The 15,648-nt window shown below is 73.5% G+C and carries 18 protein-coding genes; 8 read left to right on the top strand and 10 right to left on the bottom strand.

Annotated elements, in window-relative coordinates; translation table 11 throughout:
- Positions 1-37 precede the first annotated feature (37 nt).
- The 5 genes from BKD26_RS22970 (at position 38) to BKD26_RS22990 (ending at position 4,829) form a co-directional block, all read left to right on the top strand.
- The gene (locus tag BKD26_RS22970) at positions 38-1,030 is read left to right on the top strand and encodes a DEDDh family exonuclease (protein WP_084901335.1); all 993 of its coding nucleotides are present in this window, start codon (positions 38-40) and stop codon (positions 1,028-1,030) included.
- A 65-nt stretch (positions 1,031-1,095) separates the two neighbouring features.
- The gene (locus BKD26_RS22975; protein WP_064071372.1) at positions 1,096-1,332 is read left to right on the top strand and encodes a hypothetical protein; all 237 of its coding nucleotides are present in this window, start codon (positions 1,096-1,098) and stop codon (positions 1,330-1,332) included.
- A 59-nt stretch (positions 1,333-1,391) separates the two neighbouring features.
- Entirely contained in the window at positions 1,392-2,219 is an 828-nt protein-coding gene (locus BKD26_RS22980) for an SURF1 family protein (RefSeq protein WP_084901338.1), read from the top strand.
- A 65-nt stretch (positions 2,220-2,284) separates the two neighbouring features.
- Entirely contained in the window at positions 2,285-4,069 is a 1,785-nt protein-coding gene (locus tag BKD26_RS22985; protein ID WP_084901340.1) for a glycoside hydrolase family 15 protein, read from the top strand.
- A gap of 4 nt (positions 4,070-4,073) precedes the next feature.
- Positions 4,074-4,829: an SDR family oxidoreductase gene (locus BKD26_RS22990; RefSeq protein ID WP_084901341.1), complete on the top strand. Its 756-nt coding sequence runs from the start codon at positions 4,074-4,076 to the stop codon at positions 4,827-4,829.
- 335 nt (positions 4,830-5,164) lie between these two features.
- Here the strand turns inward: BKD26_RS22990 and amaP are convergent, their stop codons facing one another.
- The 5 genes from amaP to BKD26_RS23015 are packed head-to-tail and all read right to left on the bottom strand — an operon-like array spanning position 5,165 to position 7,448.
- Positions 5,165-5,728: an alkaline shock response membrane anchor protein AmaP gene (gene amaP / locus BKD26_RS22995; RefSeq protein WP_084901344.1), complete on the bottom strand. Its 564-nt coding sequence runs from the start codon at positions 5,726-5,728 to the stop codon at positions 5,165-5,167.
- Positions 5,729-5,734: 6 nt separating this feature from the next.
- Positions 5,735-6,334, bottom strand: coding sequence for a DUF6286 domain-containing protein (locus BKD26_RS23000; RefSeq protein ID WP_084901346.1), 600 nt, complete (start codon positions 6,332-6,334; stop codon positions 5,735-5,737).
- A complete protein-coding gene (locus BKD26_RS23005; protein ID WP_241518789.1) occupies positions 6,331-6,732 on the bottom strand; it encodes an Asp23/Gls24 family envelope stress response protein in 402 nt (133 codons plus the stop codon). The genes BKD26_RS23000 and BKD26_RS23005 overlap by 4 nt, the downstream gene beginning before the upstream one ends.
- Positions 6,707-6,898 (bottom strand): hypothetical protein, encoded by a 192-nt coding sequence (locus BKD26_RS23010; RefSeq protein WP_073752785.1) that lies wholly within the window; start codon positions 6,896-6,898, stop codon positions 6,707-6,709. The genes BKD26_RS23005 and BKD26_RS23010 overlap by 26 nt, the downstream gene beginning before the upstream one ends.
- Before the next feature lie 22 nt (positions 6,899-6,920).
- Complete coding sequence (locus BKD26_RS23015) at positions 6,921-7,448, bottom strand: Asp23/Gls24 family envelope stress response protein (protein ID WP_084901729.1); 528 nt, start codon at positions 7,446-7,448, stop codon at positions 6,921-6,923.
- Between the two features lie 100 nt (positions 7,449-7,548).
- Between BKD26_RS23015 and BKD26_RS23020 the strand changes: the two genes are divergently transcribed.
- Complete coding sequence (locus BKD26_RS23020; RefSeq protein ID WP_241518790.1) at positions 7,549-8,244, top strand: hypothetical protein; 696 nt, start codon at positions 7,549-7,551, stop codon at positions 8,242-8,244.
- Here BKD26_RS23020 and BKD26_RS23025 read toward each other — a convergent pair.
- From BKD26_RS23025 to BKD26_RS23035, 3 genes are all read right to left on the bottom strand, one after another.
- The gene (locus BKD26_RS23025; RefSeq protein WP_084901354.1) at positions 8,241-9,041 is read right to left on the bottom strand and encodes an enoyl-CoA hydratase/isomerase family protein; all 801 of its coding nucleotides are present in this window, start codon (positions 9,039-9,041) and stop codon (positions 8,241-8,243) included. The two genes, BKD26_RS23020 and BKD26_RS23025, sit on opposite strands and share 4 nt — an antisense overlap.
- 153 nt (positions 9,042-9,194) lie before the next feature.
- The gene (locus BKD26_RS23030; protein ID WP_006123601.1) at positions 9,195-9,416 is read right to left on the bottom strand and encodes a helix-turn-helix domain-containing protein; all 222 of its coding nucleotides are present in this window, start codon (positions 9,414-9,416) and stop codon (positions 9,195-9,197) included.
- Between the two features lie 309 nt (positions 9,417-9,725).
- Entirely contained in the window at positions 9,726-11,324 is a 1,599-nt protein-coding gene (locus BKD26_RS23035; protein ID WP_084901356.1) for an ABC-F family ATP-binding cassette domain-containing protein, read from the bottom strand.
- Positions 11,325-11,514: 190 nt separating this feature from the next.
- Here BKD26_RS23035 and BKD26_RS23040 point away from each other — a divergent pair, with 190 nt between their 5' ends.
- Positions 11,515-12,405: a neutral zinc metallopeptidase gene (locus BKD26_RS23040; RefSeq protein ID WP_084901358.1), complete on the top strand. Its 891-nt coding sequence runs from the start codon at positions 11,515-11,517 to the stop codon at positions 12,403-12,405.
- A gap of 130 nt (positions 12,406-12,535) precedes the next feature.
- On the top strand, positions 12,536-12,937 hold the full coding sequence (locus tag BKD26_RS23045) for a VOC family protein (protein ID WP_073753109.1): 402 nt from the start codon (positions 12,536-12,538) through the stop codon (positions 12,935-12,937).
- A 7-nt stretch (positions 12,938-12,944) separates the two neighbouring features.
- Here BKD26_RS23045 and BKD26_RS23050 read toward each other — a convergent pair whose 3' ends face one another.
- Both BKD26_RS23050 and BKD26_RS23055 read right to left on the bottom strand, forming a co-directional pair.
- Positions 12,945-14,273 carry a hypothetical protein gene (locus BKD26_RS23050; RefSeq protein ID WP_084901361.1) on the bottom strand — a complete coding sequence of 443 codons (1,329 nt, stop codon included), beginning with the start codon at positions 14,271-14,273 and terminating at the stop codon, positions 12,945-12,947.
- A 202-nt stretch (positions 14,274-14,475) separates the two neighbouring features.
- Positions 14,476-15,603 carry a hypothetical protein gene (locus tag BKD26_RS23055; RefSeq protein ID WP_084901364.1) on the bottom strand — a complete coding sequence of 376 codons (1,128 nt, stop codon included), beginning with the start codon at positions 15,601-15,603 and terminating at the stop codon, positions 14,476-14,478.
- Positions 15,604-15,648: the final 45 nt, after the last annotated feature.

The raw sequence follows: 15,648 nt of genomic DNA on the forward strand, positions 1-15,648 counted from the left end.
CCGGCGGCGGCACTGTCAGTGGCGGCCTCTATTCTCAGTGACCATGCTCGACGACCGTACGACAGCAGCACCGTGGCCGGCCGCCTACCCGACGCAGGGGTACGCGGTCGTCGACGTGGAGACCACCGGCCTCGCCCGCGACGACCGGATAGTGTCCGCTGCCGTCTACCGGCTCGACGCGCAGGGCAATGTGGAGGACCACTGGTACACGCTGGTCAATCCGGAGCGGGATCCGGGACCGGTCTGGATCCACGGGCTGACGACCGATGTGCTGGAGGGTGCGCCGCTCTTCGCGGACATCGCGGCCGAGTTCTCCGCACGGCTCGACGGCCGGGTGCTCGTCGCGCACAACGCCATGTTCGACTGGTCGATGATCTCCCGCGAGTACGCACGGGCCGAGCGCACGGCGCCGGTGCGGCAGCGGCTGTGCACCATCGCGCTCTCCAAGGAGCTGGGGCTGCCGCTGTCCAACTTCAAGCTGGAGACGCTGGCCACGCACTTCGGCGTCGTGCAGCGGCGCGCGCACAACGCGCTGGACGACGCGCGCGTGCTGGCCGAGGCCTTCCGCCCGAGTCTGCACGCGGCGGCGGAGCGGGGCGTACGGCTGCCGCTGCTGGAGTGCCGTCCGCTCACCGAATGGGCCTCGTCACCGTCACCCACCCCGTCGGGGGTGCCGCGCATCGGCCGCCAGGCGTCGTACGGCACCAACAGCTGGCGGCCGTCCCGCAAGCGGCCGGCGTGCCCGTACCCGAACCCCGGGCGGTACGAAGTGGATAAACCGCTCAAACAGGGCATGCGGGTGGCGTTTTCGGGTGATACGTCCATCGACCGTGAGCTGCTGGAGGACCGGGCGGTCGAGGCGGGCCTCCATGTGGCCACCAGCGTCTCCCGGCTGACGAGCCTGCTGGTCACCAACGATCCGGACTCGGCCACCTCCAAGACGGTCAAGGCCAAGTCGTTCGGCACGCCGATCGTCGACGAGGCGGCGTTCACCCAGTTGCTCGGTGACGTGGCCCCGGCAGACGAGTAAGCAGACGGGTGACCGCCGGGCGTTTCGCCGCCCCTTACGGGACGCCGGACCGCACCCTGTGGCGCATGGCACGTTGTGAGGTCTGCGGAAACGATTACGGCATGTCCTTCGAGGTGCACGCGCAAGGCGCCGTGCACGTCTTCGACTGCTTCGCCTGCGCCATCCACCGCATGGCGCCCATCTGCGAGCACTGCCGGGTCCAGATCATCGGCCAGGGCGTCGAGGCCGACGGCCAGTGGTTCTGCGGGGCGCACTGCGCCCGCGCGGAGAAGGGCCAGGTGGGCATCGTCGACAAAGTCTGATCCGTCCCGGATGGGACCCCCCATCCGGGCCCCGGACCCGAGCAGGTACGGTCGAAGCCGTGTACCGCTTCCTGTTGTCCCGGCAGTGGGTGATCCTCACCCTCATCGCCCTCGTTCTCATCCCCGTGATGATCGAGCTGGGCTTCTGGCAGTTCCACCGGCACGAGCACCGGGTCGCGCAGAACCAGCTGATCGAGGACAACCTGAAGGCGGAGCCCGTCCCCGTGACGGAGCTCACCTCGCCCGGTCACACCGTCCCCCGCTCCGACTACTGGCGCCGCGTCACCGCCACCGGCACCTTCGACACGGACCACGAGGTCGTCGTACGCCGCCGGACCTCCGCCGACGAACGGATCGGCGTCCTGGTCCTGACCCCCCTGGTCCTCGACGACGGCCGCGCGGTCCTGGTCAACCGGGGCTGGATCCCGGCCGCCGCCGACCAGAGGAGCTTCCCCGAGGTGCCGCCCGCGCCCAAGGGCGAGGTGACCGTCACCGGCCGGCTCAAGGCCGACGAGACGACCGGCGCCAGCGGCATCAAGGACCTCAGCGGACTGCCGGACCGCCAGGTCATGCTGATCAACAGCGAGCAGCAGGCGAAGAGCCTCGGCCGCGAGGTGCTCGGCGGCTATCTGGAGCAGACCGCTCCGGCCCCGGCCGGGGACACCCCGGAGCTGATCCCCGAGCCCGACCACGACTCCATCGGCGCGCACATGGCGTACGCGGTGCAGTGGTGGCTGTTCGCGGCGGGCGTCCCGGTCGGCTGGGTGGTGCTGGTACGCCGCGAGAAGCGCGACCGCGAGGTGGCGGCGGCGGCCGGGACGGCGGGCGAGGGCGAAGGCGGCGGTGTCGACGGCGACGCGGAACCGGCCGCGCACGCGGCCACTTAGAGCGCCGTACGCCCCAGCCGTCCGCCACTGCTTAGCCGTCCGTCCTGGCGGGAAGACGCCAGAGCGTGACGCAACGCATCGAGGACTACGCCCTCATCGGCGATCTGCAGACCGCGGCCCTGGTGGGCAGGGACGGTTCGATCGACTGGCTGTGCCTGCCGCGTTTCGACTCGGCGGCCTGTTTCGCCGCGCTGCTCGGCGACGAGAACAACGGCCACTGGCGGATCGCCCCCAAGGACGCACACGCCTGCACCCGGCGCCGTTACGTCGGCGACTCCCTCGTCCTGGAGTCCATCTGGGAGACCCGCACCGGCACGGTCAAGGTGCTGGACTTCATGCCGCAGCGCGACGAGGCCCCCGATGTCGTACGCATCGTGGAGGGCGTCTCCGGCACGGTCGAGATGGCGGGGGTGCTGCGGCTGCGCTTCGACTACGGCCAGATCGTGCCGTGGGTGCGCCGGACGGACGGCCACCGGGTGGCGATCGCGGGCCCCGACTCGATATGGCTGCGCAGCGAACCGGAGGTCAAGACGTGGGGTCAGCAGTTCAGCACCTGCTCGTCGTTCACGGTCGGGGCCGGCGAGAAGGTGGCGTTCGTCCTCACCTGGCACCCCTCGCACCGGCCGCGCCCGCCGCTGATCGACCCGTACGAGGCGCTGGAGCACACGCTCGAGGACTGGAAGTCCTGGGCGGCGCAGTGCACGTACGAAGGGCCGTACCGTGAGGCCGTGCTGCGCTCGCTGGTCACCCTCAAGGCGCTGACGTACGCCCCGACGGGCGGCATCGTCGCCGCGCCGACGACCTCGCTGCCCGAGGACATCGGGGGCGTACGCAACTGGGACTACCGCTACTGCTGGCTGCGCGACTCGACGCTCACCCTCGGCGCGCTGCTGTCGGCCGGTTATCTGGACGAGGCGGCCGCGTGGCGCGACTGGCTGCTGCGGGCGGTGGCCGGTGACCCGGCGGACCTCCAGATCATGTACGGGCTCGCGGGCGAACGCCGGCTGCCGGAGACGGAGCTGCCGTGGCTGCGCGGGTACGCGGGGTCGGCACCGGTACGGACGGGCAACGCGGCGGTGCGGCAGTTGCAGCTCGATGTGTACGGGGAGGTCATCGACTCGCTGTACCTGGCGCGCGAGGCGGGGCTGGCCGCGCAGTCGCACGCCTGGAACCTCCAGCTGAGCCTGCTGGGGTTCCTGGAGTCGACATGGCGACAGCCCGACGAGGGGCTGTGGGAAGTGCGCGGGCCGCGCCGCCACTTCGTCCACTCCAAGGTCATGGCATGGGTCGCCGCCGACCGCGCGGTGCGCACGCTGGAGAAGGACCCGTCGCTGCGCGGTGACGTGGGCCGGTGGCGGGCGATGCGCGACGAGGTGCACCGGGAGGTGTGCGAGAAGGGGTACGACCCGGAGCGGAACACGTTCACGCAGTCGTACGGCTCCCGCGAGCTGGACGCGGCGACGCTGCTGATCCCCCGGGTCGGTTTCCTGCCGCCGGACGACCCGCGCGTGGTCGGCACGGTGGACGCGGTGTGGGCGGAGCTGAACCACAACGGACTGATCCGGCGGTACAGCACCGAGGGCGTGTCGGTCGACGGGCTGCCGGGCGACGAGGGAACGTTCCTCGTCTGCTCGTTCTGGATGGCGGACGCCCTGCGCATGACCGGCCGTACGAAGGAGGCGCGGGAGCTGTTCGAACGGCTGCTGGCGCTGCGCAACGACGTGGGGCTGCTGGCCGAGGAGTACGACGCGGCGGCGCGGCGGCAGCTGGGCAACTTCCCGCAGGCGTTCAGCCACATCGGGCTGGTGGGGACGGCCCTCGCGCTGGCGCGGGAGGAGGCGGCAGGATAGGCCCATGGATCTTGGACTGAAGGATCGTGTGTACGTCGTGACCGGCGCGTCCCGGGGGCTGGGCAACGCGTCGGCGCGTGCGCTGGTGGCGGACGGCGCGAAGGTCGTGGTCTCCTCGCGTGACGAGAAGGCGGTGGCCCGGGCGGCGGAGGAGCTGGGCGCCGGTGCGGTGGGCGTCGCGGCGGACAACGCCGACCCGGCCGCCGCCGACCGCCTGATCGGCGCCGCCCGGACGCACTTCGGGCGCTTCGACGGCGTCCTCATCAGTGTGGGCGGCCCGGCCCCGGGGTGGGCGGCGGACAACACCGACGACCAGTGGCAGGCGGCGTTCGACTCGGTGTTCCTGGGCGCGGTGAGGATGGCCCGGGCGGCGGCGGCCGCGCTGCCGGAGGGCGGGGTGATCGGTTTCGTCCTGTCCGGCTCGGTGTACGAGCCGATCCCGGGCCTGACCATCTCCAACGGCCTGCGCCCGGGCCTCGCCGGCTTCGCCAAGTCCCTCGCCAACGAACTGGGCCCGCGCGGCATCAGGGTCGTCGGCCTGCTGCCGGGCCGCATCGACACGGACCGCGTCCGCGAACTGGACGCCCTGTCCGGCGACGCCGCTGCCACCCGCGCGGCCAACGAGTCCCACATCCCGCTGCGCCGCTACGGCACCCCGGAGGAGTTCGGCAACACTGCGGCGTTCCTCCTCTCTCCCGCGGCCTCCTACCTGACGGGCGTGATGTTCCCCGTCGACGGCGGCGCCCGCCACGGCTTCTGACCCGGGGGTACATGAGCCTCCGGCCGGCGGCCCGGGGCCCGACCGGGGGCACGTCCAGAGCCCGGGGCGGTGCCGCGAGACGCGCGGTCGCCGTCCCGGGCGGCCCGGTGGCCCGCCCGGAAGCCGGGCGGACGTCCACGAACCCAGGCGGTCCGGCCCCCGAACGGAGCGGCCCCGTCCGGGAACCAGGCGGCCCCGCCCAGATACCGGGCGGCCTCACTCCGCACAGGGCAACCGGCCGCACGGGCCACTCCTGACCGCGCCGGCCGCACGGGCCGCACCCGCCGCACCGGCCCGGCCCGCCCGGCCGTGCGCCCGCCCGTGGGGCGGCGGCCTCAGGTGACGCGGCGGGGCGGGTGTTTGGCGGCGCGGAGGTGAGCCTCCGTGGGGAGGGAGGGCAGGCCCGCCGAGTCACGGGCGTGTCGCAGCGCGCCGTCACGGAGGCGGGCCAGGGCCTCGGCCGGGGACGCGTGGGGTTCCAGGAGCATCGAGACCCGCGCCGAGGGCGCCGTACGGCGGCCGGTGAGCCGGACGCGGGCGCGCGACACGCCGTCCACCGCCTCCGCCTCCGCCTCCACGGCGCCCTCCAGCGCCCGGCCCCGCAGCACCGCGCTGTCTCCGTCCCGGCTGTCGACGAGCACCTCGGCCAGGCGCGGGCGCCGCAGCTGTGCCAGCAGCCACCCGAGCGCCAGGAGCACCACGGCCGCCAGCACCGCGATGACGACCACCCACCCCCAGCGCCTCCGCGCCGACTCGCTCAGCAGCACGGCGTCCGGGCCCCGCCAGGGCCACCACGACGGCACGCCCAGGTCCAGGCCGGCCGCGAGCACCGCCCCGCCCGCGCACACCAGCACCGCTCCGCCCAGGCCCAGCAACACCCGGTTCACCGCCCGCAGCATGTCCGCTCACCCCTTCCGCGCCGGGCGCACGACGTGCACCGACAGGTCCGGCGGCCGCGCCAGGTCCAGTTCCCCGACCGCGGCACGCAGCGCGTCGTCCAGGTCGGCGCGTACGTCGTCGAGCTCGCGGAAGTGGGACACGGCCCGTACGACGGCCTTGCGACGCCGCGCCCGTACGCGTACCGCCTGCACGCCCGCCACCGCCATCGCCCGGTCGCGCAGCACGATCTCGACCGCTTCCCGCCCGAGCCCGGCGCGCAGCGGACCCTCGGCGCGCCGCATCGGCAGGACGGCGCGCAGCCCGGGCGTGGCGGCCAGCACGAGCAGCCACACGCCCAGCCCGATGGCGACCACGGCACCGATGAGTACCCACAGGTTGTCGAGCGGCCGCGTGGCCAGCTCGTCGGCGAGGGCGCGGCGCCATCGCATGCCGGGCCGCCCGGCCCGTACCGCGGCGACGTCGTACAGCAGCAACCCCGCACCGGCGAGGACCAGCAGCGCGAGCAGCGCGGCCGGGACGCGGCGTACGGACCAGAAGCGGCGCGCGGTGCCGACTCCCGTCTTCTCCAGTACGGGTACGGGATCGGCGGGCACGGTCGTGCTCATCGCACCCTCCCCCGTCCCTTGTCGTCGCGGTCGCGCGTGTACGAGGAGTGCAGCCGCTCCACCTGGACCGTCACCTCCCGCACCTCCATGCCCGCCAGCGTCCGCACGCGCCGGACCACCTGGCTGCGTACGGCGCCGCACTGGGCGCCGATGTCGGAGGGGTAGCCGAGCTCCAGACTGACGCGGACACGCGCGATGTCCCGGTGGACGACGACCGTCGCGTGTGGCGGACGACCGCCCTCCCCGGCACCTCGACCGCCCTCCGGGACGCCCTCGAGCGCTTCCCGCGCCGCGTGCGCGGCGATCTTCGCCACCACGCGGTCGGCGATGGTGGTCGCTCCGCGTTCCGCCGCAAGGACCGCCGTCACCGGGTCACCGCCGCCGGTCGTCGCGGTCACGGCTCCGGAAGAAGTCGCCGGGCTCCAGGTCCCCGTCCAGGAACCGCCCCGCCACGAATCCGACCGCACCCAACGCGGCCACCAGCAAAAACGCCCCGAAGCCGCCGAAGTATCCGGCGAAGCCGAGCGCCATTCCGGCCAACAGGCCGACCACCGACATGCTCATCGTGCGCTCCTCGATCGGCTGGCTACTGGAGCCGTGTCTCCGGCTCTTCTTCCTCTTCCTCCGGCAGCTTCACATCGCTCACCGCGACGTTGACCTCGACGACCTCCAGTCCGGTCATCCGCTCGACCGCCGTGATCACGTTCTCCCGCACCGCGCGGGCGACATCGAGGATCGAGACGCCGTACTCGACGACGATCTCCAGGTCGAGTGCCGTCTGCACCTCCCCGACCTCGGCCTTCACACCACGCGTGACGCTCGGCCGGCCGCCGGGTACCCGGTCGCGCACCGCGCCGAAGGTCCGGGAGATGCCGCTGCCCATCGCGTGGACGCCGACGACATCACGGGCCGCCAGCCCGGCGATCTTCTCCACCACACCGTCGGCGATGGTGGTACGGCCACGGGACGCGGGATCGCCGCCGGCGCCGCTCCGCTTGGCCACGGAGGTCTTCCTGCTCTCCTCGGCCGCCGGTTCCTTGACCCGCGCGGCCTTCGCCGCCTGGGCGGACTGGGCTGCCTGGTCGGACGAGGCGGACTGCGACGCGTCAGTCATCACCGTTATCCCTTCGGGGCGATAGGGAGGATTCGGTCTCCTTCGCTCACATTAAGGGTGGTTTCCGGATCTCGCGCCAGGAATGCGGCAGGCTGGAGGAATGACGACGGCTGACGGATGGATGGCGACGGTACGAAGCCGGATCGGCCTGGGCCGGCTGATTGCACTGGGTGACGCGGCCGACGGGGCCTGGATCGCGGAGCGCGCCGCCGACGCGGTGCTGCGCCGGGCGGCACGGCGGGTGCCGGGGGTGGAGCCGGGCCGGCTCCGGATCGCCCTCGCGGGCGCCGAATCGGCGACCGTACCGGCGTTTCCCGCCCCGCCGGGCTCGGTGCCGCCCGGCCCGTTGCGGGTCGAGGCGGAGTTCGCCGCCGGGTACGGCGTGCCGTTGCCGGACCTCACCGAGCGGGTGCGTACCGCGCTGTTCACGGCGGCGGAGCGGCGCCTCGGGCTGGCCGTGGCCGAGGTGGACCTCCGGGTCACGGCGCTCCTGGACGCCCCGCCGGATTCGCCGGCCACCCCCGCTCCCCCATCGGAGGACCCGGCGACCACCCCGGACGACCCCGCGGACGACCCCGCGGCCGTCGCTGCGGCCGCCGTCCCCGGCGTGGCGCGGCTGACGGCGGTGCTGGGGCCGTCGGTCCACCGGGCGGCCGATCACCTCCGTATCGAACTGGCGACGGCCCCGGACCACCGTGCACTGGACGTGGCACGGGCGGTACGCGGGGCCGTGGAAGGCGCCGGGAAGGGCGCTCTCCCGGTGACCGTCCTGGTCACCGAGGTGCTCGAAAGCTAGTCGGCGAGGCCCGCCAGGTCACGCAGGCGGCGCGCCTGGGCCGCGCGCTCGGCCGTGCGCTGCTCCTCGTACGTACGCTCCCCCGCGCCCCGCAGCAGCGCCTTGGTCTCGACGACCGCGTCACGCGGCGCCGCCAGCAGCGCGGCCGCCAGGTCCCGGACCGCACCGTCGAGGTCGTCGGCAGGCACGACGAGGTTGGCGAGCCCGATGCGCTCGGCCTCGGCGGCGTGGACGAACCGGCCCGTGGCGCAGATCTCCAGCGCACGGGCGTAGCCGACCGCCGCGACGAGCGGGTGTGTACCCGTCAGGTCGGGGACGAGGCCCAGGCTGGTCTCGCGCATGGCGAACTGGACGTCCTGCGCCACGACCCGCAGGTCGCACGCCAGGGCGAGCTGGAAGCCGGCCCCGATCGCGTGCCCCTGGACGGCCGCGATCGACACGAGGTCGTTACGGCGCCACCAGGTGAACGCCTCCTGGTACTCGGCGATGACCGCGTCGAGTTCGGCGTCGGAGCCGCGCGCCAGATCGAGGAACGACGGCTCGCCGTCGAAGCCCTCCGGCGTGAACGCCTGCCGGTCGAGCCCGGCGGAGAAGGACTTGCCTTCACCGCGCAGCACCACGACCCGCACGCTGCCCGGCAGCGACCGGCCGGCTTCCACCAACGCCCGCCACAGAGCGGGGGACTGGGCGTTGCGCTTGGCCGGGTTGGTCAGGGTCACCGTGGCAACGGCGTCCTCGACGGTGAGCCGTACGCCGTCCTTGTCGAGCACTTCGAGGACTGGGTCGAGCGAGGTCATGGGGCGCCTCCGGGTCCGGTGCAGGGGCAACTGTGCAGCCATCAAGTGACTGCACAGTAACCACCCGGCCGACACTGCGATCGACCGGGTGGCCCTGCCGTAACCGGTGGGGCCGGACGAGCCGCGCTCGGGTTCGTCAGGTCGCGGGGGCCGTCAGGCCGAAGCGGCCTTCTTGCCTCGCGTCGCTCCGCCGCGTCCACGCAGCGTGACTCCGGACTCGCTCAGCATCCGGTGGACGAATCCGTAGGATCGGCCCGTCTCCTCGGCCAATGCCCGGATGCTCGCACCGGAGTCGTACTTCTTCTTCAGGTCTGCCGCGAGCTTGTCGCGCGCGGCGCCGGTCACCCGGCTGCCCTTCTTCAGAGTCTCGGCCACCCGTGCCTCCTCATGGGAAGTGCGCTCTGGTCTTCTCATGATCACCCCTCGGGCGCTTCCTGGCCAGCCATTCGACAAGGTCCGTGCCGCAAGGTTTCGCCGCCCCGGGGCCGTATTCCGGGCCACGATTCCGGATCAGGACCGGCCCGGGGGGTGAAAGGCCAGGTCAGGGAGGTGGGAGGAGGGAAGGGGCGGCGTGTGGCCGGGACGGGAAATTGGCCCGGCGCCACGCCGCGGTACGAGACGTCCTCACTCAGATGATGGATCACGCGTAAGCCGAATGATCCATACGGAGACGATCAGGGCTGGTTACGCCAGTGCCACGAGGTCCGCGTAGTCCGCGCCCCACAGGTCCTCGACCCCGTCGGGCAGCAGGATGATCCGCTCCGGCTGGAGGGCGTCGACGGCGCCCTCGTCGTGCGTGACGAGGACGACGGCGCCCTTGTAGGTGCGCAGGGCGCCGAGGATCTCCTCGCGGCTGGCCGGGTCGAGGTTGTTCGTCGGCTCGTCGAGGAGCAGGACGTTGGCCGAGGAGACGACCAGGGTGGCCAGCGCCAGCCGGGTCTTCTCGCCACCGGAGAGGACACCCGCCGGCTTGTCGACGTCGTCGCCGGAGAAGAGGAAGGAGCCGAGCGTCTTGCGCACCTCGACGAGGTCGAGGTCGGGCGCGGCCGAGCGCATGTTCTCCAGGACGGTGCGGTCCGGGTCGAGGGTCTCGTGCTCCTGGGCGTAGTAGCCCAGCTTGAGGCCGTGGCCCGGCGTGACCTGGCCGGTGTCCGGCTTCTCGACCCCGGCCAGCAGCCGCAGCAGCGTCGTCTTGCCGGCGCCGTTGAGGCCGAGGATGACGACCCGCGACCCCTTGTCGATGGCGAGGTCCACGTCGGTGAAGATCTCCAGGGATCCGTACGACTTGGACAGCCCCTCCGCGGTGAGCGGCGTCTTGCCGCAGGGCGCGGGCTCCGGGAAGCGGAGCTTGGCGACCTTGTCGGAGGCGCGGACGTCTTCGAGGCCGGACAGCAGCCGCTCGGCGCGGCGGGCCATGTTCTGCGCGGCGACGGTCTTGGTGGCCTTGGCGCGCATCTTGTCGGCCTGCGAGTTGAGGGCGGCGGCCTTCTTCTCGGCGTTGGCGCGCTCGCGCTTGCGGCGCTTCTCGTCGGCCTCGCGCTGCTGTTGGTAGAGCTTCCAGCCCATGTTGTAGACGTCGATCACCGACCGGTTGGCGTCCAGGTAGAACACCTTGTTGACGACGGTCTCGACGAGATCGACGTCGTGGGAGATCACGATGAAGCCGCCGCGGTACGTCTTGAGGTAGTCGCGCAGCCAGACGATCGAGTCGGCGTCGAGGTGGTTGGTCGGCTCGTCCAGGAGCAGGACGTCGGCGTCCGAGAACAGGATGCGGGCGAGCTCCACGCGGCGGCGCTGACCACCGGAGAGCGTGTGCAGCGGCTGGCCGAGGACCCGGTCGGGCAGGCCGAGGGCGGCGGCGATGGTGGCGGCCTCGGCCTCGGCGGCGTACCCGCCCTTGGTGAGGAACTCGGTCTCCTGGCGCTCGTACTGGCGCATGGCCTTGTCGCGGGTGGCGCCCTGGCCGCCCGCGATGCGCTCCTCGTTCTGCCGCATCTTGCGGAGCAGGACGTCCAGGCCGCGGGCGGAGAGGATGCGGTCGCTGGCCAGCACGTCGAGGTCGCCGGTGCGCGGGTCCTGCGGGAGGTAGCCGACCTCGCCGGAGCGGGAGATCGTGCCGCCCGCGGGGACGCCCTCGCCGGCGAGGCACTTGGTGAGGGTGGTCTTGCCGGCGCCGTTGCGGCCGACCAGGCCGATGCGGTCGCCCTTGGCGATGCGGAAGGAAGCGGATTCGATGAGGACGCGGGCGCCGGCGCGCAGCTCGATGCCGGAAGCGGTGATCACGGACAGACTCCAGGGCGGGGTGGAAGACGGCGGAAGGACGGCGGGTGCGGTGGCTTCGACGCCGGTCTAATGCACAGGGAGAATGGCCATACGGGCCAGTCTAACGGGCGTGTGCAACTGCTTTTCGGCCAAGCTGGAGTGTTCGCGGCCACGGTGCGGGGCCGCCAGGCGCGCACAGGGTGGTGGCCCCATGCAGTTCGACGACGACGCCGGCCTGGACACCTCAGAGGTCCGGGACGTACGCGGCAGCCGGGTGCCCGGCGGCCGGGCCACGGTCGGCGGCGGGATCGTGGGGCTCGTCGCGCTGATCCTCGGCGTCTTCTTCGGGGTGGGGCCGGAGGAGCTGGGCCTCACCGAGGAGGGCGCCGATCCGGCGGCGAGTGCCTCGTCGGCGGGGCAGGTGGCGGAGGCGTGCCGCAAGGGGGCGGACGCGAACGCCCGGGAGGACTGCCGGATCGTCGGGGTGGTCAACAGCGTGCAGGACTACTGGCGCGGGGAGTACGCGCGGCGGGGCGGGCGGTACACGGACGCGCGGACGGTGCTGTTCACGGGCCGGGTGGGGACGGCGTGCGGGGCGGCGACGTCGGCGGTGGGGCCGTTCTACTGCCCGGGGGACGGGCAGGTCTACCTGGACCTCGGGTTCTTCGGGGAGCTGCGGACGCGGTTCGGCGCGACGGGCGGGCCGTTCGCGCAGGCGTATGTGGTGGCGCACGAGTACGGGCACCACGTGCAGGACCTGATGGGGACGCTGCGCCGGGCGGAGGACGGGCGGCGGGGGGCGGGCAGCGCCGCGGTGCGGGTGGAGCTGCAGGCGGACTGCTACGCGGGGGTGTGGGCGCGCCACGCGGCGGCGACCCCGGACGACCGGACGGGGCGGCCGGTGCTGTCGCGGCTGACCGAGGCGGACATCCGCGACGGGCTGGACGCGGCCGCGGCGGTGGGTGACGACCGGATCCAGCGGCGGTCGCAGGGGCGGGTGACGCCGGAGAGCTGGACGCACGGGTCGGCGGAGCAGCGGCAGGCGTGGTTCGCCACCGGCTACCGGACGGGCGACATGGCCCGGTGCGACACCTTCCGGTGAGCCGTGGCCGCTCGGGGCGGCGTTGTCAGTGCCGGGTGCCAGACTGAGGAACAGCTGAGATCCGGATCACAGTCGAGGGGCCGAAAGGCCGGGAAGGCCGAACCGAGCGCCGAATCGGAGAGTGATCAGCATGGCGAACGTACCGAGCATCTATCCGACGATCCTGTACGAGGACGCGAAGGCGGCCATCAGGACGCTGAAGGAAGCCTTCGGTTTCACCGAGGTGAGTGTGTACGAGGGCGAGGACGGCTACGTCGTCCACTCCGAGCTGTCCTACGGGAACGGCATGGTGATGCTGGGCACCAAGGGCGGTGACGGGGTGTTCGCCAAGGCGATGGCGGGCGGGGGCCCGGTGGGGGTGTACGTGGTGGTGGAGGACGTGGACGCGCACCACGCGCGGGCGGTGGAGCACGGCGTGGAGATCCTGATGCCGCCCACGGACCAGGAGTACGGCTCGCGGGACTACATGGCGCGGGACGCCGAGGGCAACGTCTGGAGCTTCGGGACGTACGCCCCCGGCGGCACCGGGTAGGGCCTGGTCACGCTCCGCCGGTGTGGACCTGGAAGGCCGCGCGGCGCACCGCCTTGGCGAGGGCGGGGTCGGGGTGTGCCGCGGCCAGGGCGACCAGGACCTGGACGGTGCGGGGGTGGCCGACCGCCCGTACCTCGTCGAGCAGGGCGGGGACCGTGCCCTGGACGGCGGACTCCAGGTGGCGGACGAGGAGGGCGCTCTCGCCGTGGTCGGCGACGGCCGCCGCGGTGTCCACCCAGAGCCAGGTGGCCTCCTCGCGGGTCAGGACGTCGGGGGCGTCGTCGGGGTCGGCGCCCTCGTACTCGGCGAGCCAGAGCAGGGCGTAGGGGCGGAGGCACACCTCCTCGGCGGCGGCCCGGACCTCGGCCTCCGCGGGGGCGCCGACGACCCGGAGGGCTTCGAAGGCGAGGCCGCGCAGCAGGGCGTCCTCGCCGCGGGCGACGGCGAGCAGCTCGGTCACGGCGCTGCGGACGGGGCGGGCGGCGAGCCAGGCGCGGTATTCGACGCGGGCCGGGCCGGGGGTGAGGCGGGCGCAGCCGCGCAGCATGTCCTCGGCGGACTGCTCGATGTGGCCGGCGGGGCTCTGGGCGGCGACGCAGATCTGCTCCAGCTTGACCCACACCGCCCAGTTCCCGAGGGGGGTGAGGGTGGCGTGGCCCTCGCCCAGGGTCAGGGCGCCGACGGCGGCCAGGCCCTCCAGGGCCCAGTCGAGCAGGCGGGAGAGGGAGTCGGGGCCGGGGAACGGCTGCGGCTGGGGCTCGGGCTGCGCCTGGGCCGGGGCCTGGGTCTGGGTCTGCCGGTCGTCGGGTACCTCGCAGCGCTCCTCGCGGAGTTCGGCGACGCGCTGCTGGAGCAGGTCGAACAGGGCCGGGACGTGCACCGGACCGGCGGAGAGCTGGAGGAGGGAGAGCACCTGGGGGACGGCTTCCACGACCTCGGCGACGGCGGCGGGCGCGACGTCGCCGGGCGCCGGGTGGACGAGCGACCAGGCGTCGAAGAGGGCGACCCAGCCGCGCAGCACCGCGGAGTCGTCACGGTCCCAGGCACGCAGCCGCCAGCCGGGGCGGGCGGTGTCGCCGTGGAGTTCGACGAGTCCGGCGAGCCGGGCACGGTCCCAGCCGGCGCGCACCTGAGCGGGGGTCAGGTTCAGTGCGGCGGCGGCCCGTTCCGTGGCGGAGGTGGCGTCGCGGTCGTCGTCGCGGTCGCGCTCGACGGCGGCCCAGCGGGCGATGCGTACGGCATCGGCGAGCACCGCCCTCGCCTGTCGGGCCAGCTCGGCGGGCGGCGGGGTTCCCTCCGGCGGCCGTGGCACCGGCCGGGTACGCCGGGTCGTCACGGCCCGTCGGGCCGTGGTCAGGGGCCGCGGACGGACGAGGCGGAGTCTGGAATTGCGCGCCAGTTGCTCATCGGGCTTTCGAGACGTCACGAGGGCAGTCTTCCCGCTGACGCCCCGAAAGCCCAAACGGAATCCGATTCGCCGGGTTCCTGGACCGGGCAGGGGCCGTTGGGGGTGGTGTGCGGAGGTCTGCCGAGGCGGTTCAGACGAGGGAGGTGAGGAAGCGGCGCATGGCCTCTTCGTAGCGGTGGGGGTCGGCGTTCCACATGGCGGCGTGGGGGGCGTCGCGGACGGTGTGGAGGGTGATCAGGTCGGCGCGGCGGGAGGCGAGGTCGCGGGAGGCCTGCCAGGGGGCGAGGTGGTCGTCGGGGCCGTGGAAGACGAGGGCCGGGACGCGCAGCCCTTGCGGGTCGGCCGCTTCGGCGAGCCGGTCGCCGTGCACGCCGGTGCTGCCCTGGGCGGCGCGGACGGCGAGCGGGAGCAGCGGGGCGGGGATGCGGCGGGCGGTGGCCAGGGCGCGGAGGGTGGCTTCCCAGTCCAGGACGGGTGAGTCGAGGACGAGGCCGCCGATCCGGTCGCGGAGGCCGCAGTTGGCGGCGGCGTGCAGGGCCATGGAGGCACCGGTGGACCAGCCGTGGAGGATGACGCGCTGGGCGCCGTTGCGCACGGCGTGGCGGATCGCGGCGTCCAGGTCGCGCCACTCGGAGTCGCCGAGGTGGCCCAGCCCGCCGGCGGGGCGGGGCGCTCCGGGGTCGCCGCGGTAGGCGAGGTCGAGCACCGGGAGGCGCATGCGGTTCAGGAAGCCCATCACGTTCATGGGGTGCTCGCGGGTGGTGCCGATGCCGTGGACGGCGATGACCCAGGTGGAGCGGGAGGCGGGGACGAACCAGGCGGGCAGGGCGCCGAGTTCGCCGGGCACCTCGACGTCCTCGTACTCCAGGCCGAGCGCGGTGGCCGGGGTGCCGGTGTGGAGCTGCGGGGTGAGCCTGACGCGGCCGCCGACCTCCAGCCGGCCGCTGACGACGCGTTCCAGGCGGCGTACGACGGTGTCGGGCGAGTGCGGTACGTCGTCCAGGACGGGGCCGACGACGGCGTGGACGCCGGGGCCGGACAGGCCGTAGGTGCCGGGGCGCCGGGAGGCGAGGCAGCGGGTCAGGGCGACCTGCCCGGCGGCCGTGGCGTGCACGGTGAGCCGGGGCTCGCCGGGCAGGGGCCGGCCGGGCGGCACCTTGAGCGCGGCGCTGCTGGCGTACCGGCCGGCCGCGACCGCGGCCGCGCCGACACCGATCAGGGTGGTGACGGCCGCTGCCGTCGCTGTAGCCGGGCGCACCGTTCCAGTGTCGGCGCGGGGGTGGCCGCCTGCCAGTGGGCGACG

The organism is Streptomyces sp. CB03238 (genome assembly GCF_002099185.1).
GTDB lineage: Bacteria > Actinomycetota > Actinomycetes > Streptomycetales > Streptomycetaceae > Streptomyces.